Genomic DNA, 24,564 nt, shown 5'->3' with positions numbered 1-24,564 from the left:
GGTCACGGAACCGCGGGCTGTCGGTGCTCGTTGGCATGATGAGCTCTGGGTACGGAAGTGCCCTACAGTTCGACTCGTTGGGGCGAAGAGGAGGACGACGCCGTGTTCAAGAACGCGATCGAAAAAGCCGTGGTCGATGTGCTCGACACCGGGTCGAAGCTGCAGGCGCCGGCCGTACGCCGCTACGTCGAGTTCCTGCGTGAGCGCCATCCCGGGGAGAGTCCGGCCCAGATCGTGACCCGGCTGGAGAAGCAGTATCTGCTCGCCGTCACCGGCAGCGGCGCCGCGGTCGGCGCCACCGCGGCGGTGCCCGGCGTCGGCACGATCGCCGCGCTCGGGGCCGTGAGCGCCGAGACCGTGTTCTTCATGGAAGCCTCGGCCGTGTTCACCCTGGCCCAGGCCGCGGTGCACGGCATCGAGCCCGAGAACAAGGAGGCCCGGCGCGCGCTGGTGCTCGCGGTCGTGCTCGGTGACGCCGGAATGGCGATCGTGCAGAAGGGGCTCAGCACCCAGTCGAAGAACTGGGCGGGCGCGCTGGCAGGCAAGGTCCCCGGCCTCGGCGGAATCAACAGCAAACTGCTGCAACAGTTCATGAAGCGCTTCATCACCAAGCGCGCCGCGCTGATGGCGGGCAAAGTGCTGCCCGCCGGCATCGGCGCCGCCATCGGTGGTGCGGGTAACCGGGCGCTGGGCAAGGTCACCATCGAGAACGCGCACAAGGCTTTCGGGCCCGCGCCCGCGAGGTGGCCCACCCCGCTGCACAACGTGATCGACGCCGATCCGCTGCCCGCGATCGGCACCCGCAAGGTGAACAAGAAGTGAGCAGCAGCCGCGGCGGTGATGCCGTGCTGGTGCGTGGCGCCGGCAAACAGTTCGGTCCGGTGAGCGCGGTCCACGAGATCGACTTCGCCGTCCCGACCGGGTCGGTCACCGCGCTCGTCGGTCCCGCCGGGGCAGGCAAGTCGACGGTGCTGCGGATGGTGCTGGGTCTCCAGCAGCCGACCACCGGCAGTATCGAGGGCCCCGACCACGGTCCCGCCGCGGTCGGGGCGGTACTGAACCCTCGCGGGCTGCACCCGGCACGCACCGTGCGCGAGCAGCTGCGGTGCTACGCGCCGGTCGCGGGCGCGTCCCGTCGCCGGGTCGCCGCGGTGCTCGACGAGACCGGGCTCACCACCGTCGCCGAAACCACGGTGGCGCAGCTACATCCGGGCCAGCAGACACGCCTGGCCCTGGCCATGGCGTTGCTGGCCGATCCGCCACTGCTGGTGCTCGACGATCTGTTCGCGGGTTCGAACGGCATCGAACGCGGCTGGCTGCACGAGCTGCTGCGCCGCCACGTGCACCGCGGCGGCACCGTGCTGGTGAGCTCGGACGCGCTGGCCGATGTGGTGGCCAGCGCCGATCAACTCGTGGTGCTGAGCGAAGGCACGGTCGTCTGGCAGGGCGCACCGGCCAAACTGCGCCGCGGCCATCCCGACCGGCTGGTCGTCGCCGCGTCCCCGTCCATCGCACTGGCGACCGCACTGGCGGGCCGGGGATTCACCGACGCGGTCATGCGTCCCGACGGCAGGCTCGCCGTCGCCGAGGCCGACGAGGCGACCATCCGTGCCATCGCGGAGCTCGCGCAGGTCCGGATCGGCAGCATCGTGGCCGATCCCATCCACCCCGATCGGGTGCTCGCCTCGCTCACCAAACCCCGCCGTCACCGGCACACCGTGCCCACGCCGAATCCCGCCGCGTACGCCCCGGCGCCGACCTCGTATGGGATGCCACGATGACCACCTCCGTGCTGCCCGCCGATCTCGTTCCCGGTATCGACACCGAGGCGCGCAAGGTCGTCGCACTGCGGCAGACCCGGTTTCTGCTGGCCGCGCCGATCGCGCTGGCGCTGGTCGGGACGCTGATCACCGCGATCATGTCCGGGCCTGCCGATCCGAAGGGGCAGCCCGCGACCGGCGCCGCCACGGTCGGGCTCTACCTCGGGATGATCGCGGTCTTCGTGGTCGCCGCACTGCTCGGCATCGCCTCCACCGGCGGTGAATACCGGCACAAGACCATGGCGCTGAGCGTGCTGTTCGCGCCCGATCGCGACCGGCTGGTCATCGTGAAATACCTCGCCACCGCCGCGTTCGCCTTCGCTGTCGCACTGGCCGCCGAGCTGGTGAGCTTTCTGGTGCTGCTTGCCGCGGCGCGCGGAAAATTCGTCCTCGGCTGGCAGCTGATCGAGGTGCTCGCCGCCGGGCTGCTGGTAGCCATGTGCTGGGCGGTGCTCGGCGCCGGAATCGGGCTGCTGCTGCGCACCTTCAGCGGCGCGGTGTGGCTGGTGCTCGGATGGGCTTTCGCGCTCGAACCGCTGATCTGGGTGGTGGCCAAGGGTTTCGGCGCGGGCGGATTCGCCGCGCTGCTGCCCGTCTCGGCCACGGTGGCCGGGGTGAGCGCGGGCTCGTTCGACGAGGCCGAGATCTTCGCGCCGACACCGGCGGCACTGGTGGTGCTGCTGCTGTGGACCGCAGCGGTCGGCGCCGCGGGGTGGTGGGACCTGCGCAACCGAGACCTGTAGTGCCCGCGACCGCGGGTCCGCCGCCGGGCTGGATCCGCAGGCTCTGGCGCCTGTGCCTGGCACATCCCCGGCTGCTGGCGGGCATCGCGATCTCGGTGCTGGGGGGTGCGGCCGTGGCGATCGCCGCACCGCTGGCCACCAAGCGCGCGGTCGACGCCGCGCAGGTGGGCGACACCGCGGTGATCGGCAGCGCCGCCGCCCTGCTCGCCGGGCTGGCGGTGACCCGTTTCGTCGTCACGTTCGCGCGCAGGCTCTGGGCGGGCAAGCTGTCGCTGGAAGTGCAACACGGCCTACGGATTTCACTGCTGGCCGCCCTCCAGCGGCTCGACGGCGCGGGGCAGGACGCGATCCGCACCGGGCAGGTCGTGTCGCGGTCCATCACCGATCTGCAACTGGTGCAGGGACTGCTGGCGATGGTGCCGTGGTCGGGACTGGCCGTGCTGCAGTTCGTGCTGTCGGCGGTGGTGATGGTGTGGCTGAGTCCGCCGCTGGCGCTGGCCGCGCTGCTGGTCGCGCCCGCGATGGCCCTGATCGTGTTGCGGATGCGGCCCCGGCTCTACGCGGCGACCTGGTCGGCCCAGCAGCGCGCGGCCGACCTGGCCGAACACGTCGAGCAGACGGTGACCGGAGTCCGGGTGGTGAAGGGCTTCGGGCAGGAATCCCGGATGGTCGACATCCTCGAAGACCACGGCCGGCTGCTGTTCGCCGAGCGGATGCGCGCCGCGCGGATCAACGCCGGGTTCGCGCCGGTGGTATCGGCGCTGCCGCAGGCCGGGCTGGTCGCGGTGATCATCGTGGGCGGGGTGCTCGCCTCGCACGGCACGATCGGCATCGGCACCTTCCTCGCGTTCACCGCCTACCTCGCCACGATGACGTCCTCGGCCCGCACGATCACCTCGGTGGTGATCATGGGTCAACTCACCAAGGCCGCCGTCGACCGGGTCTTCGGGGTGATCGACGCGGCGCCGGTACTGGTCGATCCGGCGGACCCCGCCGAGCTGCCGCCGGGACCGCTCGGGATCGAATTCGACGCTGTCGGTTTCGGTTTCGAGCCGGATCAACCGGTGTTGCAGGAACTCGATCTCAGCGTGCGCCCCGGCGAGACGGTCGCGGTGATCGGCCCGGCGGGCTCGGGCAAGTCCACCCTCTCGCTGCTGCTCCCCCGCTTCTACGCACCCGATACGGGCCGGATCAACCTCGTCGGCGCCGACGGCACCCGCGTCGACCTGGCCGAACTGCGCGCCGACGAGCTGCGCGGCGCGGTCGGTGTCGTCTTCGACGATCCGTTCCTGTTCTCCGACACCATCGCGGCCAACATCGCGCTCGGCAGGCCCGACGCCACCGACGCCGAGATCGCCGCCGCCGCGACGGCCGCCGCCGCGGACGAATTCATCGCCGCGCTGCCGGAGGGCTACGACACCGTCATCGGTGAGCGCGGGCTGACGCTCTCGGGCGGGCAGCGCCAGCGCATCGCCCTGGCCAGGGTGCTGCTCACCCGTCCCCGCGTGCTGGTGCTCGACGACGCCACCTCCGCGGTGGACGCCGTCACCGAAGCCGAGATCTTCCGCCGCCTGCCCGATCCGGGCGGGCGGACCACGCTGATCCTGGCGCACCGCGAATCGACGCTGGCCCAGGCCGACCGCGTCATCCGGTTGCCCGCACCCACCGGTTCGATGGCGCCGGCGGCCGCCGGCCTGGCCACCCCTCGCGACGACGCGGGCGCACCGCGGTCGATGTCGTCGGCATCGACCGACCTCAGCGAAACGCCGGAACTGCGCGCCGCGGTCGACGCACTGCCACCGGCCACCGAAGACCCCGCCCTGCCCGGCGACCTGCGCGCACCCCAACCCGGTTTCGGCCTGCGCGCACTGCTGCGCCCGGTTCGCGGCCTGGTGTGCGTGGTCGTGCTGCTGCTCATCGTCGACGCGCTGGTCGGGATCGCCTTTCCGCCGCTGGTCCGCTATGCCATCGACACCGGTGTCACCGCGGGTGACGACACCGCGCTGCTCGTTTCGGCGGTGATCGGGATCGGTCTGGTCCTGGCCGGTCTGGTGGTCGGCGCGGTAGTCACCGTTCTCACCGCGCGCACGGGCGAGCGTGTGCTGTTCGGTCTGCGGGTGCGCAGCTACGCCCAGTTGCAGCGGCTCGGCCTCGACTTCTACGAGCGTGAACTGTCCGGCCGCATCATGACCAGGATGACCACCGACGTCGACGCGCTGTCGACGTTCCTGCAGACCGGGGTCGCCACCGGGCTGGTCGCGCTGATCACCCTGATCGGCGTGGCCCTCGGGTTGTTCTTCATCGATGCCGGGCTGGCCGTGGTCGTGCTGATCACCGTCACGCCGATGCTGCTGGCCACTCTCGCTTTCCGGCGGGTGTCCTCGGTCGCCTACACCGTCTCGCGCGAACGGGTCTCGGTGGTCAACGCCGGTTTCCAGGAGAACATCGCGGGCCTGCGCGCCGTCCAGGCCGCCCGCTACGAACCTGCCGCCGCGCGACGCTTCGCCGAATACTCCCACCGCTATCGCGATGCCAGGATCCGCGCCCAGCGCGCGATCGCGGCCTACTTCTCCTTCGGCCTGGCCTGGGCCGACGTGGCCTTGGCCGTGGTGGTGTACCTCGGCGCCAACGCGGTCGCCGACGGACGCACGAGCACCGGAACGCTCGTGGCGTTCGTGCTCTACCTCGGTCTGCTGTTCAGTCCGATCCAGGATCTGTCCCAGGTCTTCGACGGTTACCAGCAGGCCAGAGTCGGACTCCGGCGCATCGGCGAGCTGCTGCGCACCACGTCGTCGATCGCCGCCGACCCACCCGACGCGATCTCGGTCGATCGCCTGCGCGGTGAGATCGCCTTCGACGACGTTCACTTCCGCTACCCCGGCGCGAGCGCCCCCGCTCTCGACGGCGTCACCTTCACTGTCGCGCCCGGCGCGACGCTGGCGCTGGTCGGCCCGACCGGCGCGGGCAAGTCGACGATCGTGAAGCTGCTCGCCCGTCTCTACGACCTTCCACCCGACCCGGCCGCGGGCACGATCCGGGTCGACGGTGTGGATCTGCGTAAATTTGTGCTCACCGAGTACAGGCGGCGGCTGGGAATTGTGCCCCAGGAAGTTCACTTGTTCACCGGCGACGTGGCGAGCAACATTGCATTCGGGCAAACATTTGCCACATCGGTGGACATCGCGATCGCGGCCGACACCGTCGGGGCGTCGGCAATGATCGGTGGTTTACCTCGGCAAATGCGTCATCCGGTCGGTGAACGCGGTCGCGGGCTGTCGGCCGGACAGCGCCAGCTGATCGCCCTGGCCAGGGCCGAACTGGTCGATCCCGACCTGCTGCTGCTCGACGAGGCCACCTCCACCCTCGACCCGGAAACCGAGGCATCGGTGCTGGTAGCGAGCCGATCGCTGACGCGAGGACGGACCACCGTGGTGGTCGCGCATCGGCTCGCGACCGCGGCGCGCGCCGATCTGGTTGCGGTGGTCGAACACGGCCGTATCGTGGAATTCGGCGCACCGTCAGACCTACTCGCCAGTAACGGCCATTACTCCCGACTCTGGGCGGCGGGGCTCGAGGCAGAGGGCATAGTGTCGACCGAAGACCGGTAGCGACGCCTGTCAACCGCTGGGCATATGCTCGGTGAGGGCGCATCGGCAGCCATCCGCTGATTCCCCTGCCGGGCACGTCACAAACGTCGCAGCGCGAAGAACGAAATGAGGCGAACACCAGCTGTGAGCAGCTCAACTTCCCAGTTCGGACAGAACCAGTGGCTAGTCGACGAGATGTATCAGAAGTTCAAACAGGACCCGTCCTCGGTCGACGCGAGTTGGCACGAGTTCCTCGCGGATTACACGCCGGAAGCCACCGAATCCGGTAACAGCCAGGCACCGGTCGCCTCCTCCGCTCCCTCGGCAGCCGCGGCACCCAAGGCCGCCGCCGCGCAGACCCCGGCTCCCAAAGCCGTGGTAGCGCCCGCACCACCGAAGCCCGCTCCGGCTCCGGCTCCGGCCGCTCCGGCTCCGGCCGCTCCGGCTCCGGCCGCCGTTGCGGCTCCGGCTCCGGCCGCCAAGACCGTGCGCGCTCCGCAGACCACACCTGCACCGGTGTCGAACGCACCGGCCACCACCGCGCCGAAGGCCGCCGCGGCCGCCGCCGCCGGACCGGAGAACAAGGTGCTGCGCGGCCCCGCCGCCGCGATCGCCAAGAACATGTCGGCCTCGCTGACGATCCCCACCGCGACGTCGGTGCGCGCGATCCCGGCCAAGCTGATGATCGACAACCGCCTGGTGATCAACAACCACCTCGCGCGCACCCGCGGCGGCAAGATCTCGTTCACCCACCTGCTGGGTTACGCGATCGTGCAGGCGATCAAGCCGTTCCCGAACATGAACCGCCACTTCGCCGAGATCGACGGCAAGCCGAACTCGGTGACCCCGGCCCACACCAACCTGGGCCTGGCGATCGACCTCGCGGGCAAGGACGGCAGCCGATCGCTGGTCGTGGCCGCCATCAAGGAAACCGAAGACATGAGCTTCGGTCAGTTCCACGCGGCCTACGAGGACATCGTGCGCCGCGCACGTGAGGGCAAGCTCGGTGCCGACGACTTCTCCGGCGTCACCATCTCGCTGACCAACCCCGGCACCATCGGCACCGTCCACTCGGTGCCGCGCCTCATGCCGGGCCAGGGCGCGATCATCGGTGCCGGTGCGATGGAGTACCCCGCCGAGTTCCAGGGCATGAGCGACGAGCGGATCGCCGATATCGGCGTCGGCAAGCTGATGACGCTCACCTCGACCTACGACCACCGCATCATCCAGGGTGCCGAGTCGGGCGATTTCCTGCGCACCATCCACAACCTGCTGATCTCCGACGAGTTCTACGACGAGATCTTCCACGGCCTCGGCGTGCCGTACGAGCCGATCCGCTGGCGCAAGGACATCAGCGCACGCGGTGTCGACAAGAGCGCTCGCGTGCTCGAGATGATCGCCGCCTACCGCAACCGCGGTCACCTGATGGCCGACACCGATCCGCTGCGCCTGGTCAAGGACAAGTTCCGCAGCCACCCCGACCTCGACGTCACTCAGCACGGCCTCACCCTCTGGGACCTCGACCGCACCTTCGACGTGGGCGGTTTCCACGGCCAGGACCGGATGAAGCTGCGCGATGTGCTCTCGATCCTGCGCGACGCGTACTGCCGCCACGTCGGCGTGGAGTACACCCACATCCTCGAGACCGATCAGCTCGAGTGGATGCAGGAGCGGGTCGAGCAGAAGCACGTCAAACCGACGGTCGCGCAGCAGAAGTACATCCTGAACCGGCTCAACGCCGCGGAGGCGTTCGAGACCTTCCTGCAGACCAAGTACGTCGGCCAGAAGCGTTTCTCGCTCGAAGGCGCCGAAGCCGTCATCCCGATGATGGACGCCACCATCGACCAGTGCGCCGAATACGGCATGGACGAGGTCATCATCGGCATGCCGCACCGCGGTCGCCTCAATGTGCTGGCCAACATCGTCGGCAAGCCGTACTCGAAGATCTTCACCGAGTTCGAGGGCAACATGAACCCGGCGGCCACTCACGGCTCCGGCGACGTGAAGTACCACCTCGGTGCGCACGGCCAGTACCTGCAGATGTTCGGCGACAACGAGATCGAGGTCTCGCTCACCGCGAACCCCTCGCACCTGGAGGCGGTCGACCCCGTCCTCGAGGGCCTCGTGCGCGCCAAGCAGGACCTGCTCGACAAGGGCGACGGCCCCGACGGCTTCTCGGTGATGCCGCTGATGCTGCACGGCGACGCCGCGTTCGCCGGTCAGGGCGTGGTCGCCGAGACGCTGAACCTGTCGGGTCTGCGTGGTTACCGCGTGGGCGGCACGATCCACATCGTGGTGAACAACCAGATCGGCTTCACCACGGCGCCGGAGAACAGCCGCTCCACCGAGTACTCCACCGATATCGCGAAGTTCATCGGCGCGCCGATCTTCCACGTCAACGGTGACGACCCGGAGGCCTGCGACTGGGTCGCGCGCCTCGCGGTCGACTTCCGGCAGAAGTTCCGCAAGGACGTCGTCATCGACCTCGTCTGCTACCGCCGCCGCGGGCACAACGAGGGCGACGATCCCTCGATGACCCAGCCGGAGATGTACGACATCATCGACACCAAGCGTTCGGTGCGTAAGGCGTACACCGAATCGCTGATCGGCCGTGGCGACATCTCCATGAAAGAGGCCGAGGACGCGCTGCGCGACTACCAGGGTCAGCTGGAGCGGGTGTTCAACGAGGTCCGCGAGCTGGAGAAGTACGTTCCGGAGCCCTCGGAGTCCGTCGAGGACGACCAGAAGGTGCCCGCCACCGTGATCACCGCGGTCGACAAGTCGGTGCTGCAGCGCATCGGTGACGCGTTCCTGAACACTCCCGACGGTTTCAATGTGCACCCGCGCGTGAAGCCGGTGCTGGAGAAGCGTCGCGAGATGGCCTACGAGGGCAAGGTCGACTGGGCCTTCGCCGAGCTGCTGGCCTTCGGTTCGCTGATCGACCAGGGCCACGATGTGCGCCTGACCGGTCAGGATTCGCGTCGCGGCACGTTCACCCAGCGCCACTCGGTGATCATCGACCGGATCAACGCTGTCGAGTACACCCCGCTGCACAACATCGGCTCGGAGAAGCCGGGTTGGTTCGCGGTGCACGACTCGGCGCTGAGCGAGTACGCCGCTGTCGGTTTCGAGTACGGATACTCCCTGGGCAATCCCAACGCACTCGTGTTGTGGGAGGCGCAGTTCGGTGACTTCGTCAACGGCGCGCAGTCGATCATCGACGAGTTCATCTCCTCCGGTGAGGCCAAGTGGGGCCAGCTCTCCGACGTGGTGCTGCTGCTGCCGCACGGCCACGAGGGTCAGGGTCCCGACCACACCTCCGGTCGGATCGAGCGGTTCCTGCAGCTGTGCGCTGAAGGCTCGATGACCGTGGCGGTGCCGTCCACCCCGGCGAACTACTTCCACCTGCTGCGTCGCCACGCGCTCGACGGGATCCGTCGTCCGCTCATCGTCTTCACCCCGAAGTCGATGCTGCGCAACAAGGCCGTGGTGTCCGACGTCAAGGACTTCACCGAGTCGAAGTTCCGTTCGGTGTTCGACGAGCCCACCTACGAACAGGGCATCGGCGACACCGCCAAGGTCAAGCGCATCCTGCTGACCTCGGGCAAGCTCTACTACGAGCTGGCCGCGGAGAAGGCCAAGCACAAGCGCGAAGACGTGGCCATCGTCCGGATCGAACAGCTCTACCCGATCCCGACGTACCGCCTCAACGAGGCGCTGGCCAAGTACCCGAACGCGACCGACATCGCCTGGGTCCAGGAAGAGCCGGCCAACCAGGGCGCCTGGCCCTTCTTCGGCCTCAACCTCCCCGAGGTGCTGCCCGAGCGTCTCGGTCGTCTGCGCCGCATCTCGCGTCGCGCCATGTCGGCCCCGTCCTCGGGTTCGTCGAAGGTGCATGCCGTGGAGCAGGCCGAGATCATCAGCGAGGCGTTCGAGCCGACCACGTAAGTTCTTCTCGCACAACGGCGAACGCCGGGTGGATCATCGCGATCCACCCGGCGTTCGCCGTTGTGGGCGAGAGATGGGTCACAGAGTTCTCTTATCCAGGCAGCACCGGCGCCTTAGTGAATCCCGGTAGTGTCCGACGAAATCCCCCAAGGGGCCCGCCCTGATCTGGACTGAGTGGAGGGTGCGACGAAGGAGTGCCCGGAGGGAGGGAAGATCAGGGGCCCGAAGGGCCCCGCTCGAGCGCACCAGCGCTCTGACGAACACAGCAGGAGCGTGGCATGGGGAACGGACGTAATGGATACCTGCTTGTGGGCGGGATCGCGTCGGTGGGGGCGGGCGCCGTGCATTTCATGGCGGCGGGCATGCACACCGAGCACGCCACGCTGGCGCGGCTGATGGTGGTGCTCGCCGCGATCCAGTGCGCGACCGGGCTGGCGGTGTTGCTCAGCGAGCGCAGGGCCGTCGTGAGCTCGATGCTGGCGGTGAATGCCTTCGCCGCCGCGGTGTGGGCGTTCACCCGGTTCGCGGATGTGGCGTGGATCGCCGGGTTGACCGCCGAGTCACCGCAGCTGACGGACACCGTGTGCGCGGGGTTGGGTGCGCTGGCCGCCCTCGCCGCGGGCATGGGCCTGCTCCTGCCCACCGTGAGCTTGCCGCCGGTGCGGTCGGGCATCGCGGCCACGGCCGTGGGTGTGCTGGCGCTGTCGGCGATGCTCGACGGTGTCGGGCACGTCCACAGTCACGGGGACACCGGCGATCACGCGCATGCCGCGGGCGGCGGCCACGCGCACGGCGCGGGCGAGGACCACGGCGCCGAGGCGAACTGGCCTCGCCCGTGGGATCCGGCGAAGCCGATCGACCTGTCGGGTGTCGCCGGGGTGACCTCGGAGCAGCAGTCGCGCGCGACCAATCTGGTGCGGAGCACTCTCGACGGCCTGCCCGCCTTCTCGGATGTGAATACCGTTGGTGCCCTTGGCTTCCGCTCGATCGGCGACTCGGCCACCGGGTACGAGCACTACATCAACATGAGCTACATCCGCGACAACAACTTCCTCGACCCCGCCCACCCGGAGTCGCTGGTCTATCGGGTCGACGGAACCGGCCGCACCCTGGTGTCGGCGATGTACATCGCCAACGGCAAGAAGATCGACGACCCGAGCCTGGTCGACTTCGGCGGTTCCCTGATGCAGTGGCACGTCCACGACAATCTCTGCTGGAAGGCGGGCGACAACGGTCCCGTGGTCGCCGGTGTGCTCGACGCCCAGGGCAATTGCCCGCCCAACTCCCTCAATCCCGGCTCGGGTAACCCGATGGTGCACGTCTGGATCGCCCCGCATCAGTGCGGTCCGTTCGCGGCGCTCGAAGGTCACGGCGCGGGCCAGGCGAGCACCGACGGCCGGCGCACAGACACGTGCAGCCACGACCACGGCGGCGGCCACAAGTAGGCGTCCGATCAGCTGGGCTGGACCCAGCGGCGCAGGGCCTCGATCGTGGTTTCCGGTGACGTGTTGAAACAGAAGCGGATTCCGGGCGCGAGGTCGGCGGCGACATTGATCAGGCGCTCGAACAGCAGCGTGTGTTCGGGCGCCATCCGCACCCCCGCGCCGATCATCGCGACCCGGAACTCCCCACCCGCCGCGCATGCGCGCAGGACCGCTTCGGCCGCGTCGGGGTCGGCCGGGACCTGGCAGGAGACGATGTCGAAACCCGCTTCACGCAAGGCGGTTTCGCCCGCGGCGATGCGGGCGGTCAGGGTGGCTTCGTCGATCTGCGGGTAGCGGGCGTAGTCGACGGCGCCGGGGTGCAGGCCGATCGACAGCACCGTACTCGTCTTCGGTTGTGCCACTGGGCTCTCCGTTCTCATCAAGTAGGTGGTGACGCCCAGGCAGGCGAACACCGCCACGAGCAGCGCGCCCGCTTTCACCACGGCGCGGCGCCCGTTCGGTCGAAGAATCCGCCGGTCGGGCCGTCGCGGTCGGCCGTCGCCACCGCGACGACGGCGTCGGTGCCCTCGGTGACGGTCTGGAAACCACTGTGCCCGTTGAGGTCGGTGGCGGTGTAGCCGGGATCGATCGCGTTGACCTTCATCTCGCCGAGTTCGCTCGCGTACATGACGGTGAGCATGTTCAGCGCCGCCTTGGTGCTCGGATAGCCGAGAGCGGGCGGCAGCAGGCCCTGCCATTTCGGGTCGGTGACCGTGGCGATCGAACCGACGCCGCTGGAGACCATCACGATGCGGGGATGGTCGGAGACACGCAAGAGGGGCAGGAAGGCGTTCGTCACGCGGATCGGCCCGAAGACGTTGGTCTCGAACACTTCTCGCAGATCGTCGGGGTGGGTGCCGCCCGGCGCGGTACGCGGGCCGCCGATCCCGGCGTTGTTGATCAGCACATCGAGGCGGCCTGCGACGGCCTCGACCGTGTCGGCGGCAGCGGCGACGGATGCATCCGACGTCACGTCCAGTGGCACGAACCGCACGTCGAGTCCGTCCGCGACGAGGTCGGCCACCGCCGCCTCTCCTCGGGCCACGTCGCGCGCTCCGAGGAACACCTGCCAGCCCTTGCCGGCCAGCCTGCGCGCGGTTTCGCGGCCCAGCCCCTTGTTGGCCCCGGTGACCAGGGCAATCGTTGTCGTCATCGGTCCAGATTCCCGCCGCCGCGGCGTGGTCTCCAGTGCCGGTTCGGCCTAGGACCGGCGGTACCACCCCGGAGCGTGGGTCCTGCGGCACCATGGGAGGGGTGGACAGAGCGGAATTGGCGACAGTATTGCGCACCGCGCGTTCCCGGCTGACCCCCGCCGACGCGGGCCTGCCGGGCGGTTCCCGCAGGCAGGTGCCCGGACTGCGGCGCGAGGAGGTGGCGAGCCTGGCCGGGGTGAGCGTCGACTACATCGTGCGGCTGGAGCAGGGGCGCGGACCGAAACCGTCCGAGCAGGTGCTCGGCGCGCTGACCAGGGCGCTGCGGCTCACCGAGGTCGACCGCGATCTCGTCTTCCGGCTCGCCGGGTCGGAACCGCCGCAGGCCGGGCGGATTCCGATGGTGATCCGCCCCAGCGTGTTGCGGCTGCTGGATCGCCTGGCCGATCTGCCGGTGCTCGTGCTCTCGGCCAAATCCGATGTCCTCGCCTGGAATCCCCTGTCGGCGGCCCTGCTCGGTGATTTCTCCGCGATCCCGGTGGGCCGGCGCAACATCATGTGGCAGCGCTTCCTCGGCACCGGCATGGGCCGGATCGTGATGACACCCGAGGAGGCCGACAGCAACGCGGCCGCTTGCGTCGGATGCCTGCGCGCGGTCACAGCGACCTACCCCGACGACCCCGGCCTGACCCGTCTGCTCACCGAACTACGCACCGGCAGCGCCGAATTCGAAGCGCACTGGCAAGCAGGCCGCTCCAGCGTCATGCACAGCCTCACCAAAACCATCGCCCACCCCGACCTCGGCGCCCTCACCCTCGACTGCGATGCCGTGCACGTCCCCGACACCGACCAAACCATCGTCATCTACTCCGCCGCCCCCCACACCCACACCGCCACCGCCCTCGACCTCCTCCGGGTAACCGGCCTCGAATCCTTTCACTGAAGCGCCTCGATCACGCGCCTCACTCGACTGGGCATGAACCATCAGACGGCACGGTCGCCTACCGCGGCGCGGATCGACGCGACCGCGGCCTTCGGATCGTCGGCCCAGAAGGCGACGGTGCTCACGGTGAAGTCGTCCTGCGGGGTGTGGAAGGTCCGGGGCTCGGTCAGGATGACGCGGATGTTCGTTGAGCTGCCGATGATCACGGCGAGTGTCTCGTCACCCGGTCCGGTGCGCTGCAGCGATTTCGCGCCGTCGTAGGCGCGCAGGTCGTGGCGGACCGCTCGGATGCCGGACAGCGGGATGTCGAGGCCGACGCGGCGCAGGTACCGGACTCGCAGCAGGTCATCGGTGAGTACGTGGGGGTGCATGTGGTGCGCGGCCAGCATCCCGGCCATCCACACCAGTCCCCAGGCGCCGAGTCCCAAGGCGACGATCCGCGCCGCGGGCCATGGAATGAGCAGGTGAACCGCGGGAATCTCCACGGCGCTGACCACGATGAAGGCCCAGATGGTGGCCGATACCGCGCCCGCGTACCGCATCGGCGCGCCGCCCCCGAGGTCCGGCCTGCGGGTGACGGCGCGCGCGAGGCTCACCCAGATGTCTACTTCGAGTCGAACGAAAGACCGTGCGAGCTGGGTGATCGGGCGCATGGGACCCTCCTTTTCAATACACTCGCATTGTAAAGAGGCCGAGCATGGCAATACAAGTGCATTGTGAAAAGATGGACCGATGCCGAAGCGGGTGGATCACAGTTCTCGACGCACGACGATCAGCGACGCGGTGATGCGCCTGCTCGCCCGAGACGGCCTGGAGTCGATCAGCCTGCGCCATGTCGCCACCGAGGCGGGCGTGTCCACCGGCCAGGTGCAGCACTACTTCCCCAGCAAGGAAGCGATGATGGAGTTCGCCACCTCCACGATCGCCGACCGGATCGCCACCCGGATCTCCGCGGCGGGCCCCGATCCCGACCTGCGTCAGCTCCTCACCGCACTGCTCCCCACCGACCCCGAATCGGCCGCCGACGCCCGCGTCCTGATCGGCTATCTTGCCTTCGCCTCGGTCCGCCCCCGGATCGCCGAAACCCTGGCAACGAACGGACGTGGCTTTCGCGACCACGTCGCCACCATGATCACCCATCACCCCGACCCGACAGCCGCCGCCGATTCCCTCCTCGCGTTGCTCGACGGCCTGGCCCTCCACGTCACCATCGGCCAACTCGCGCCGGACAAGGCGCGCGCCCTGCTGAGCGCGGCCATCGATGACGCGCAGGGCTCTCGCCCGCGCGGGGCGCTCGACTGAAGCAGCGCAGCCCCGGTTTTGAGGGCTACCGGTCGGTCGGTTCAGAAGGCAGCATCCATGTCGTCAACTGTGACAACACTTTCGAAATGGGGAGTTTGCGTGTCGATCGGGAAATTCGTGATGGCGGGCGCGGCGATGGTGGCGCTCGGTGCGGTGGTGCCCGCTACCGCGGCGGCCGCGCCGACGGTGCCGGTCGCCGAGGCGGGCACCGGCAGTGCTGACGCGGCCAGCGGGAGCGGCACGCTGGTGATGCTCATCGAAGAGCTGTTCAAGCCGTGCCCGTTCAGCAGCACCGTGTGCCCGGCCACCGATAACTGAGCCGACAGCGAAGGACCCCGTCAGCACGTTCGACGGGGTCCTTCGTGTCGAGCCGAGTATCGATCGGGCCTACACGGACGCGGATTCGGCGCGATCGGCTCGGTGTACAGCCACCGCGGCAGCGGTTTCTTCCATGACGAGTTCCGCGTTGATCTGCGCACCCGCCATGGCCCCGGCCGCCGCGGCCGCGCCGACCTGGGCGGACGGGTCGGTGGCGTTGCCCGCGATCCAGACGCCGGGCACCGAGGTGCGGCCGACGGGATCGGCGGGGATGTGGTCGCCTATGCCGGAGGGGTGCGGCTCGGGAATCAGACCGAGGTCGGCGAGGAAGGTGGCGCGGGTGTTCATGCGGGGTGCCACGACCAGGGCATCACGCTCGATGACCGTGCCGTCGGCGAGTCGGACGCCCGTCAGCCGGTCGGCGCCGAGCACCTCGACCACCTTGCCGTCGACGATCCGAATACCGCGTGCCACCAGCTTTTCCGCGTCTTCGGCACTCACGGGGTCGGCCGTGTGCGACAGGAAGACAATGTCGTCGGTGAGCTGACTGAACAGCAGCGCCTGGTGCACCGACATCGGGCTGCTCGCCAGGACGGCGATGCGTTGATCGCGCACCTCCCAGCCGTGGCAGTAGGGGCAGTGCAGGACGTCGTTGCCCCAGTGCTCGCGCAGCCCGGGAACGTCGGGGAGCTCGTCGGCGAGTCCGGTGGCGACGAGAACGCGCCGAGCCCGTACGGTCCGGCCGTCGTCGAGGGTCACGAAGAATTCTTCGACATACGGCCCCGCCGCAGCGCCGTCACCCGGACCGACCTGCCCCGAATCACGCTCGTCCGCAACGATTCCAGGCTCGGGTGCGCGACTCACACGCGCGACGTTCACCACCCGCCCCGCCACCACATCGCCGCCGTACCCACGCACCTCGGCTCGCCCGAGCTCGAGCAGCTCCAGCGGCGACATCCCCTCGCGCCCGAGCAGTCCGTGCACCCCCTGCGCAGGCGCGTTGCGCGGCGTCCCCGCGTCGATCACGGCCACCGAGCGCCGTGAACGCGCCAGCATCAGCGCCGCGTTCAGCCCGGCGGCTCCACCGCCGAGCACCACCACGTCGTACGAATTTTCCAGCTGTGTCATCTCGACCTCCTTCGAGCATCCACAGTGCGTCCCAGAGACCGATACTGGCAACCTTATTTGCCGGTATGGCAAAATGGTGAGCATGGAGGACCTCGATCAAACCCTCGACTCGGTCGGCCCTCGGCTGCGTAACCTGCGCAAACAGCGCCAGACCACCCTCGCCGACCTGGCTCAGGAAACCGGCATCTCGGTGAGCACCCTGTCGCGCCTGGAATCCGGCGACCGCAAACCCACCCTGGAGCTGCTGCTCCCCTTGGCCAAGGCGCACGGCGTCACCCTCGACGAGCTCGTCGACGCCCCGCCCACCGGCGACCCGCGCATCCACCTGCGCCCGGTCACCCGCCACGGCATGACCATGCTCCCGCTCACCAAACGCGCGGGCGGCATCCAGGCGTTCAAGATGATCATCGCGCCCGGCGCCCGCGATCGACCCCAGACGCCGCAGGTACACGAGGGCTACGAGTGGCTCTATGTGCTCAACGGACGCCTGCGCCTGATCCTCGGCGACAACGATCTGATTCTCACCCCCGGCGAAGCCGCGGAGTTCGACACCCACATCCCGCACTGGTTCGGCGCGGCCGACGAACAATCCGTCGAATTCATCAGCCTGTTCGGCAAGCAGGGCGAGCGCGCACATCTGCGCGCCCGCCCCACATCCGGCTAGGCGGCCACGCCGGGGCGAGTGCGCACACCCGCCCCGGCGCAGCCCAGCGAGAATCAGCCGAGCGTGAAGCTCGCGCGTCCCGCGATGTGCTCCAGTTCCTGATGCTGGGGCAGGGTTTCGTCGGTGGTCACGATCCAGGCCTCCACCCGGCCCTTGCCGGGCGCGGTCCCGAACCCGACGATCACATTGCCCGGCGCGTGCAGGATCTGACCGTTCTCCACGGGGTGCGACTGGCCGTCGCTGTAGCCGGTGTCGAGATTGCGGAAGCGCACGGCCACCTGGTAGCGCTGGCAGAAGTCCCCGGTCTGGGTGATCGCCACCCGCACGCCGAAGGTGCCCGACTGCGCCTGCGGGACGGTCTGGGCGTTGATGATCGCCGCGCAGTTGGCGCCGGGCGTCCGGCTGAGCGTCGGAGTGAACACCGCGATCGGATCCGAGGGCAGCGCACCGACGGGCGCACCGAGCCCGACGAGGACCGCGCCGGTGGAAACGACCACGGCCGAGAGTTTGCGAAACGTGCTGTTCGTGAGAGTCATACCCACTTCGTCGTACCGAACCGGCCTGCCGTTAGCCGCCGTCACGGTCACGATTCGGCATCCGAAGATCAACTGCCACAACAGATTTGGCACATATAGCACCTCATCCCACGCGGCAGCGGACCCCCTGCGAACAGGACATCTCATGACAAGTTCGCGACGCGCCAGTCGGTCCGTTAACAGAAACCTCAATCCCGCAGCGCGGCGATCAGCGCCGGACTCAGCGCCAGCGCGGGCAATGACTCGACCAGCAGGTCGACCAGCGCCTCGCGACTGATCGGCTTGTCGATCATCCAGGTGAGGATGGTCTCCTCGACGAAGGCGATCCAGCCGCGAATGGCCAAGGTGAGGCGGGCCAGATCGGGATCCTCGGGCGGCAGCGGCAGTTCGCTGACGATGAGATCGGCGATGGCGCCGCGGGTTTCGTTGACATAGTCGGCCATGTCGGGGGTGACGCTGGCGGGCCCGCGCAGCACGGAACGGTAGGACGCTGAGTGCTCGGTGGCGTAATCGACGAACCGTTCGATCGAGTCACGCAGCATGTCGAACAGCGACAGCTCGCGGTTGGGCATGATCGCGGTGAAGAACTCGGTACTCACATGCCGGGCGATCGCCTCGTGGAATTCCTGCTTGGAGGCGAAGTAGTGGAACAGCAGGCCACGCGAGATGCCCGCCTGCTTGGCGATGTCGTCGACCGAGACGTCCTCGAGCGACCGGTCGACCAGCATCTCGGCGCCGAGGGTGATCAGCTGTAGCCGACGCTCCTCGGGGCTGAGCCGCACACGCTTCGTCGCTCCCACACTCCTGATGCTCACATCGGCCATCCTAGCCACTACTGAATCTGGTTCAATAGCTGTTGACTCCGTCTCAATAAGGCCGTAGTCTGCAATACATGAGTCGCAAGGTTACAGACAATGTTGTCGAACCCCGGGTCGCCGAAACCCGCCACGTGAAGACGATCATCGTCGGCAGCGGGTTCGCCGGGCTCGGCCTGGCCATCCGCCTGAGTCAGGAGGGTCGCGACGACTTCCTCGTGCTCGAGCGCGGCAGCGAAGTCGGCGGCACCTGGCGCGACAACACCTACCCCGGCGCTGCCTGCGACGTGCCTTCGCACCTGTACTCGTACTCGTTCGCCCCGAACCCGGACTGGACCCGCTCGTTCTCCAAGCAGGGCGAGATCCAGTCCTACATCAAAAGCGTCGCCGAGCGTCACGACGTGCTCGACCGGCACATCTTCGACTGCGACGTGCAGAGCATCCGCTGGAACGACGCGGACGCGCGGTGGGAGATCGGCTCCTCCAAGGGCGACTTCACCGCCGACACCGTGGTCTCCGCGGTCGGCGCGCTGTGCGAGCCGTCGCTACCCGACATCAAGGGCATCAACGACTTCGAGGGCGAGATCTTCCACTCCGCCCGCTGGAACCACGACGCCGACCTCACCGGCAAGCGCGTCGCGGTGATCGGCACCGGCGCCTCCTCGATCCAGATCGTGCCCGCCATCGCGAGCAAGGTCGCCACGCTCGACGTCTACCAGCGCACCGCGCCGTGGCTGCTGCCACGCATGGACCGTCCGTATCTGCTGCCCGAGCGGCTGGCGTTCAAGCACATCCCCGCCGTGCAGCGCCTCTCGCGCGCGGCCATCTACGCGGCCCGCGAAACCCAGGTCGTCGGCCTGACGCGCTTTCCCGTGCTGATGAAGGCCTTCGAGGCCCTCTCGCGCGCCAAGCTGCAGATCGAGATCCGCGATCCCGCACTGCGCAAGAAGGTCACCCCGAACTACCGGATCGGCTGCAAGCGCATGCTGATCTCCAACGAGTACTACCCCGCGCTGGATCGCGACAATGTCGACGTGATCACCGACGGCATCGCCGAGGTGAAGCCGGGCTCGATCGTCACCAAGGACGGCACCGAACGCGAGATCGACGCGCTCATCGTGGCCACCGGCTTCCACGTCACCGACTCCCCGACCTACAACTCGATGGTCGGACGCGACGGGCGCACGCTGGCCGAGGTGTTCGACGACATCGGCCAGCAGGCCTACAAGGGCTCGGCCATCGCGAACTTCCCCAACATGTTCTTCCTGGTCGGCCCGAACGTCGGCCTCGGCCACACCTCGATGGTGTACATGATCGAATCGCAGATCAACTACGTCAGCGACGCGCTGGCGACGATCGACAAGCAGGGTCTGCGCACAGTCGAGGTTCGCGAAAACGTGCAGCGGGCCTACAACGCCGACCTGCAGGAAAAGCTGGGCAAGACCGTCTGGAACACTGGCGGCTGCGCCAGCTGGTACCTGGACAAGCACGGCAACAACACCACGTTGTGGCCGGACTTCACGTTCGAATTCCGTAGGCTCACACGGCATTTCGATGCCGCCGCCTACACTACGACAACCGCAGACGCCGATAGGGAAGTGGTGGCAGCACAGTGAGCAAAGATGCTTACTTCACGAACAAGGTATGCGTGATCACCGGAGCGGGCTCCGGCATCGGTCGCGCGCTGGCCGAGAACCTGGCCGCGCGGGGCGCCAAGCTCGCGCTGTCCGATATCGACGTCGAGGGCCTGGCCCAGACCGTCGCGTCCTGCGAGAAGCTGGGCGCGCAGGTGAAGTCCGACCGGCTCAACGTGGCCGAGCGTGAGGCGTTCCTGCTCTACGCCGATCAGGTGAAGGCGCACTTCGGCGTCGTGCACCAGATCTACAACAACGCCGGCATCGCCTACCACGGCGACGTGGTCAAGACCGAGTTCAAAGACATCGAACGCATCATGGATGTGGACTTCTGGGGCGTCGTCAACGGCACCAAGGCGTTCCTGCCGATGCTGATCGAGTCCGGCGACGGCCACGTGATCAACGTGTCCAGCCTTTTCGGCCTGGTCGCCGTGCCCGGCCAGGCGGCCTACAACTCGGCCAAGTTCGCGGTGCGCGGCTTCACCGAGGCGCTGTTCCAGGAGATGAAGGTCGCCAAGGCGCCCGTCAAGGTCACCTGTGTGCACCCCGGTGGCATCAAGACCGCGGTCGCCCGCAACGCCACCTATGCCGAGGGCATGGACGGCGCCAACGCCGCCACCCTCTTCGACAAGTACCTGGCGATTCACAGCCCGGAGATGGCCGCGCAGACCATCACCGAGGGCGTGCGCAAGGGCCAGGCTCGCGTGCTGATCGGCTGGGAGGCCAAGGTGCTCGACGTGAGCGTGCGCTTCCTCGCCTCCGGCTACAGCCGGATCTCGGCCGTGGTCAACGGCCGCTTCATGCCACACTGATGCTCCGCTAGATCCGAGGAAACTCCATGCGCGAGTTCAAGATTCCGCTGCCGATCGCCCGCACGGTGCTCGACCCGGTGTTCCGGGTGACACTCAACGCGCGGCTACCGGTCGCGGTACAGCGCTTTCTGCTCGACGCGGTCTCCCGGCTGCAGTTGGTGCCCGACGGTTCCGTCGTGCAGCACCTGCAGCTGGGCGGGCGCCCCGCCGAACGCGTGATCGCCGATACCGCCATTCCGGGTTCGCGTACCCGGGCGGTCCCGCCCGAACGTGCCGCGGGCGCGATCCTGTACCTGCACGGCGGCGGCTATGTGGTCGGTTCGATCGCCACGCACCGTTCGCTGGTGGCCGGTCTCGCGCGCGAGACCTCCTGCGCGGTGTATTCGCTGGACTACCGGCTGGCGCCCGAACACCCGTTCCCGGCCGGTCTCGACGACGCCGAGGCCGCGTTCCTCGACCTGGTCGGCAACGTCGGCTACCGGCCCGATCAGATCTGTCTGGCCGGTGACTCGGCGGGCGGCGGCCTGGCGATGGCACTGGCCCAGCGCCTGATCGAACGGCATCAGCTGACCCCCGCGGCGCTCGGCCTCATCGCGCCGTGGGTCGACCCCACCGAGGTACCGGGCAAGGACCGCGACCTGGTGATCAACCGGGCGTGGTCGCAGGCGTGCGCCGCCTACTACCTGGGCGACGCCGCCGCAACCGAAGCGGGCTACGCCCCGCTGTCGGGCAACCTGATCGGCCTGCCGCCCACCTATGTGCAGGTCGATGTGAGCGAACTCCTGCACAACCAGTGTCGCAAGCTCGTCTCAGCCTTGCGTGGAGCGGGCGTGCACGTCCGCTTCACCGAAACCCGCGGCCTCTGGCACGTCGCGCAACTGCAAGCCGCGCTGGTCACCGAGGCAGCGCTGGCTCTCAGCGAACTCGCAGAATTCCTGCGAGAAGCAATTCAGCCGGTGTCGATAGACGATTTACGATAAAGCCTGGTGACGGGCAATTCGGGCGGCGATATCGCGACCCGGCCGAACGTGTCGTAGATTACTGGCGAGTAGAACCCACTGGAAGGGCACAGATGCGAGAGTTCGAAGTTCCGGCTTCCTACACCATCCCGGACGATGCGAACAATTCCGACAACGTCTTCCGCTTCGCGCAGGAGACGCCGAACACGGTGTTGTTCAACGTCCCGAACGGCAGCGGCGGCTGGAATGACGTCACGGCGGCACAGTTCGAGAAGGCCGTCATCGGCGTGGCCAAGGGCCTGATCGCCGCGGGCATCGAGCTGGGCGACCGTGTCGCGATCATGGCCGCCACCCGCTACGAGTGGTCGCTGCTCGACTTCGCGATCTGGGCCGCCGGTGGCGTGACCGTCGCGATCTACGACAGCTCGGCCGCCGAGCAGGCCAAGTGGATCCTGCAGGATTCCGAGACCAAGCTGCTGGTCGTCGAGAACGACAAGCACAGCGCCACGATCGACGAGATCGAAGCCGGTTCGCTGCCCGCGCTGGCCGAGACCCTGCAGATCGACAAGGGCGCCATCGACACGCTCATCGAGCGCGGCGCCGAACTGGACGACTCCGTCGTGCACGAGCGTCGCAAGCAGGTCGGCGCGGCCTCCCCCGCGACCCTGATCTACACCTCGGGCACCACCGGCCGCCCCAAGGGCGTCCAGCTGACCCACGCGAACCTGTGGGCGGAATCGCGTTCGGGTGGCATCGAGCTCAGCGCGTTCGTCTCCGAGGGTCAGAAGACCCTGCTGTTCCTGCCGCTGGCGCACGTGTTCGCCCGCGCCGTCGCGCTGATCGCCTTCGACTCCAAGGTGACCATCCGCCACAGCTCGGACTGGACCACCCTGGTCGAGCAGTTCGGCGACTTCAAGCCCGACTTCATCCTCTCGGTGCCGCGTGTGTTCGAGAAGGTGTTCAACTCCGCCAAGCAGAAGGCGCACGACGGCGGCAAGGGCAAGATCTTCGACGCCGCCGCGGAGACCGCCATCGCCTACAGCACGGCGCTCGAGACCAAGGGCGGCCCCGACCTGCTGCTCAAGGTCAAGCACTTCGTCTTCGACAAGCTGGTCTACAGCAAGCTGCGCGCGGCCCTCGGTGGCCAGTGCCTGGCCGCTGTCTCCGGTGGCGGCCCGCTGGGCGCGCGCCTCGGCCACTTCTTCCGCGGTGCCGGCGTGACGATCTACGAGGGCTACGGCCTGACCGAGACCACCGCCGCGTTCACCGTGAACACCCCCGCGTTCATCCGGGTCGGCTCGGTCGGTCGCCCGATCCAGGGCCACGCGGCCAAGATCGCCGAGGACGGCGAGCTGCTGCTCAAGGGCTCGGTCGTGTTCGACGGTTACTGGGGCAACGCCGAGGCCACCGAGGAGGCGTTCGAGGACGGCTGGTTCAAGACCGGCGACCTGGGCGCCATCGACGCCGACGGCTTCGTCACCATCACCGGCCGCAAGAAGGAAATCCTGGTCACCGCGGGCGGCAAGAACGTCTCCCCCGCGATCCTCGAGGACTCCCTGCGCGCGCACCCGCTGATCAGCCAGGTCATGGTCGTCGGTGACGGTCAGCCCTTCATCGGCGCGCTGATCACCCTCGACCCGGAGGCCCTGCCTGGCTGGAAGGATCGCAACGGCGTCGCCGCCGACACCGCGATCGAGACCCTGATCGAGAACCCGGCGCTGGTCGCCGAGGTGCAGGCCGCGATCGACGAGACCAACAAGAAGGTCTCCAAGGCCGAGGCGATCAAGAAGATCCGCATCCTCCCGGTCGACTGGACCCAGGAGGGTGGCGAGCTCACCCCGAAGATGTCGCTCAAGCGCGCCGTCGTCATGAAGCAGTACGCGGGCGAAGTAGACAAGATCTACTCCTGATCCCACCCTCCGAAAGGCCGGTTGCGTTCGCGCGACCGGCCTTTCGGCTGTTCAGAACCGTTGCGCCGCGAATTGTGCCGCGGTGACGGTCATTCCGTTGATGCCGTAGAGGCTGTGCGCGGTAGTGGGCTGGGCGAGCGGGGAGCCGTCGCAGATGTTGTCCGAGGGGACACACAGCTCGATGGTCTTGTCCTGGTACGGCGCGCCGATCGAGATCGCGGGTGCGTCCGCGTCGCGCATGAACCGATCCGACGGCTTGCCGAACAGCACGACGGCCGCGACGTGCTCGGCCGTCTCGGGCGCCATCGGTGCGGGCAGGTACATCTCGTACTCCGGCAGCACGCCCTCCGGCACACCGGTACCGGTCGAGAAACCGGCCACCGCCGCGCCCTGGGAATATCCACCGAGGACGATCCGGGTGCCGGGGCAGTTCGCCGCGAGGTACTCGACCCGCTGCTGGGCGTCACCGATCCCCTGAACGACGGTGCGCGCGAAGGCGAGCCGGTCGGCGAAGTCGCTGCTCGCCGGGTAGTCGACACCGTAGGAGCCGACCGAGCGTCCGCCCGCGTTCGCGCGTAGCGCTTCGACGAAGGAGATACCGGTCAGGCCGAGTTCACCACCCGGCTCGGCGGTCCCGCGGGCGAACACCACCTCGACATCGGAACAGGGCGCGGCGGTAGCGGAATAGGTGGGCGATACCAGGGGAATCGCGGCTGCCACGAAGACTGCAGACACGAATCGCGAGAAGGAACGTGCTGTCATGCCGCGCAGACTACCGACCGCGACCGTTCACCATTACCTCGCCTCGGC

The 24,564-nt window shown here is 68.3% G+C and carries 21 protein-coding genes; 14 read left to right on the top strand and 7 right to left on the bottom strand.

All coding sequences use genetic code 11. The features are described 5' to 3' along the window. Nucleotides 1–102 precede the first annotated feature (102 nt). The 6 genes from ACFWFP_RS22965 (at nt 103) to ACFWFP_RS22940 (ending at nt 11,543) form a co-directional block, all read left to right on the top strand. On the top strand, nt 103–822 hold the full coding sequence (locus tag ACFWFP_RS22965) for a hypothetical protein (protein ID WP_379298144.1): 720 nt from the start codon (nt 103–105) through the stop codon (nt 820–822). Further along, nucleotides 819–1,781 (top strand): ATP-binding cassette domain-containing protein, encoded by a 963-nt coding sequence (locus tag ACFWFP_RS22960; RefSeq protein ID WP_379298142.1) that lies wholly within the window; start codon nt 819–821, stop codon nt 1,779–1,781. Before ACFWFP_RS22965 ends, ACFWFP_RS22960 begins: the two co-directional genes overlap by 4 nt. Then, on the top strand, nt 1,778–2,563 hold the full coding sequence (locus ACFWFP_RS22955) for an ABC transporter permease (protein ID WP_379298140.1): 786 nt from the start codon (nt 1,778–1,780) through the stop codon (nt 2,561–2,563). The genes ACFWFP_RS22960 and ACFWFP_RS22955 overlap by 4 nt, the downstream gene beginning before the upstream one ends. After that, nucleotides 2,563–6,171: an ABC transporter ATP-binding protein gene (locus ACFWFP_RS22950; protein WP_379298138.1), complete on the top strand. Its 3,609-nt coding sequence runs from the start codon at nt 2,563–2,565 to the stop codon at nt 6,169–6,171. Before ACFWFP_RS22955 ends, ACFWFP_RS22950 begins: the two co-directional genes overlap by 1 nt. Before the next feature lie 105 nt (nt 6,172–6,276). Further along, the gene (locus tag ACFWFP_RS22945) at nt 6,277–10,098 is read left to right on the top strand and encodes a multifunctional oxoglutarate decarboxylase/oxoglutarate dehydrogenase thiamine pyrophosphate-binding subunit/dihydrolipoyllysine-residue succinyltransferase subunit (protein ID WP_379298134.1); all 3,822 of its coding nucleotides are present in this window, start codon (nt 6,277–6,279) and stop codon (nt 10,096–10,098) included. A gap of 278 nt (nt 10,099–10,376) precedes the next feature. After that, nucleotides 10,377–11,543: a hypothetical protein gene (locus ACFWFP_RS22940; protein WP_379298132.1), complete on the top strand. Its 1,167-nt coding sequence runs from the start codon at nt 10,377–10,379 to the stop codon at nt 11,541–11,543. A gap of 8 nt (nt 11,544–11,551) precedes the next feature. Here the strand turns inward: ACFWFP_RS22940 and ACFWFP_RS22935 are convergent, their stop codons facing one another. Both ACFWFP_RS22935 and ACFWFP_RS22930 read right to left on the bottom strand, forming a co-directional pair. After that, the gene (locus tag ACFWFP_RS22935; RefSeq protein ID WP_379298130.1) at nt 11,552–11,944 is read right to left on the bottom strand and encodes a hypothetical protein; all 393 of its coding nucleotides are present in this window, start codon (nt 11,942–11,944) and stop codon (nt 11,552–11,554) included. Nucleotides 11,945–12,018: 74 nt separating this feature from the next. Then, on the bottom strand, nt 12,019–12,735 hold the full coding sequence (locus tag ACFWFP_RS22930; protein WP_379298128.1) for an SDR family NAD(P)-dependent oxidoreductase: 717 nt from the start codon (nt 12,733–12,735) through the stop codon (nt 12,019–12,021). A gap of 101 nt (nt 12,736–12,836) precedes the next feature. On the opposite strand from ACFWFP_RS22930, the gene ACFWFP_RS22925 reads away from it, so the two are divergent. Continuing rightward, nucleotides 12,837–13,676 carry a helix-turn-helix transcriptional regulator gene (locus ACFWFP_RS22925; RefSeq protein ID WP_379298126.1) on the top strand — a complete coding sequence of 280 codons (840 nt, stop codon included), beginning with the start codon at nt 12,837–12,839 and terminating at the stop codon, nt 13,674–13,676. A gap of 41 nt (nt 13,677–13,717) precedes the next feature. On the opposite strand, the gene ACFWFP_RS22920 is transcribed toward ACFWFP_RS22925, so the two are convergent. Beyond that, nucleotides 13,718–14,329, bottom strand: a complete 612-nt coding sequence (locus ACFWFP_RS22920) for a hypothetical protein (RefSeq protein WP_379298124.1) — start codon at nt 14,327–14,329, stop codon at nt 13,718–13,720. A 79-nt stretch (nt 14,330–14,408) separates the two neighbouring features. On the opposite strand from ACFWFP_RS22920, the gene ACFWFP_RS22915 reads away from it, so the two are divergent. Together ACFWFP_RS22915 and ACFWFP_RS22910 are read left to right on the top strand one after the other, a co-directional pair. Further along, nucleotides 14,409–14,978 carry a TetR/AcrR family transcriptional regulator gene (locus tag ACFWFP_RS22915; RefSeq protein WP_379298122.1) on the top strand — a complete coding sequence of 190 codons (570 nt, stop codon included), beginning with the start codon at nt 14,409–14,411 and terminating at the stop codon, nt 14,976–14,978. A 99-nt stretch (nt 14,979–15,077) separates the two neighbouring features. Beyond that, a complete protein-coding gene (locus tag ACFWFP_RS22910; RefSeq protein WP_379298120.1) occupies nt 15,078–15,296 on the top strand; it encodes a hypothetical protein in 219 nt (72 codons plus the stop codon). Between the two features lie 69 nt (nt 15,297–15,365). On the opposite strand, the gene ACFWFP_RS22905 is transcribed toward ACFWFP_RS22910, so the two are convergent. After that, nucleotides 15,366–16,424 carry an NAD(P)/FAD-dependent oxidoreductase gene (locus ACFWFP_RS22905; RefSeq protein ID WP_379298118.1) on the bottom strand — a complete coding sequence of 353 codons (1,059 nt, stop codon included), beginning with the start codon at nt 16,422–16,424 and terminating at the stop codon, nt 15,366–15,368. Between the two features lie 82 nt (nt 16,425–16,506). On the opposite strand from ACFWFP_RS22905, the gene ACFWFP_RS22900 reads away from it, so the two are divergent. Further along, nucleotides 16,507–17,088, top strand: coding sequence for a helix-turn-helix domain-containing protein (locus ACFWFP_RS22900; RefSeq protein ID WP_379298116.1), 582 nt, complete (start codon nt 16,507–16,509; stop codon nt 17,086–17,088). A gap of 53 nt (nt 17,089–17,141) precedes the next feature. Here the strand turns inward: ACFWFP_RS22900 and ACFWFP_RS22895 are convergent, their stop codons facing one another. Then, entirely contained in the window at nt 17,142–17,624 is a 483-nt protein-coding gene (locus tag ACFWFP_RS22895; protein WP_379298114.1) for a hypothetical protein, read from the bottom strand. 188 nt (nt 17,625–17,812) lie between these two features. Continuing rightward, entirely contained in the window at nt 17,813–18,448 is a 636-nt protein-coding gene (locus tag ACFWFP_RS22890; RefSeq protein ID WP_379298112.1) for a TetR/AcrR family transcriptional regulator, read from the bottom strand. 68 nt (nt 18,449–18,516) lie between these two features. Between ACFWFP_RS22890 and ACFWFP_RS22885 the strand changes: the two genes are divergently transcribed. The 4 genes from ACFWFP_RS22885 to ACFWFP_RS22870 all read left to right on the top strand — a co-directional run bounded on the left by ACFWFP_RS22885 (nt 18,517) and on the right by ACFWFP_RS22870 (nt 23,754). After that, entirely contained in the window at nt 18,517–20,055 is a 1,539-nt protein-coding gene (locus ACFWFP_RS22885) for a flavin-containing monooxygenase (RefSeq protein ID WP_379298110.1), read from the top strand. Continuing rightward, nucleotides 20,052–20,885 (top strand): SDR family NAD(P)-dependent oxidoreductase, encoded by an 834-nt coding sequence (locus ACFWFP_RS22880; RefSeq protein ID WP_379298108.1) that lies wholly within the window; start codon nt 20,052–20,054, stop codon nt 20,883–20,885. Before ACFWFP_RS22885 ends, ACFWFP_RS22880 begins: the two co-directional genes overlap by 4 nt. 26 nt (nt 20,886–20,911) lie before the next feature. After that, nucleotides 20,912–21,865, top strand: a complete 954-nt coding sequence (locus ACFWFP_RS22875; protein WP_379298106.1) for an alpha/beta hydrolase — start codon at nt 20,912–20,914, stop codon at nt 21,863–21,865. A gap of 92 nt (nt 21,866–21,957) precedes the next feature. Continuing rightward, on the top strand, nt 21,958–23,754 hold the full coding sequence (locus tag ACFWFP_RS22870) for an AMP-dependent synthetase/ligase (RefSeq protein WP_379298104.1): 1,797 nt from the start codon (nt 21,958–21,960) through the stop codon (nt 23,752–23,754). Nucleotides 23,755–23,805: 51 nt separating this feature from the next. On the opposite strand, the gene ACFWFP_RS22865 is transcribed toward ACFWFP_RS22870, so the two are convergent. Beyond that, on the bottom strand, nt 23,806–24,516 hold the full coding sequence (locus ACFWFP_RS22865; RefSeq protein WP_379298103.1) for a cutinase family protein: 711 nt from the start codon (nt 24,514–24,516) through the stop codon (nt 23,806–23,808). Nucleotides 24,517–24,564 lie beyond the last annotated feature (48 nt).

It is taken from the genome of Nocardia sp. NPDC060249 (genome assembly GCF_042728755.1).
Lineage (GTDB): Bacteria > Actinomycetota > Actinomycetes > Mycobacteriales > Mycobacteriaceae > Nocardia.
The sequence above is the reverse complement of the archived record's forward strand: the minus strand, read 5'-3'. Positions and strand labels throughout refer to the sequence as shown.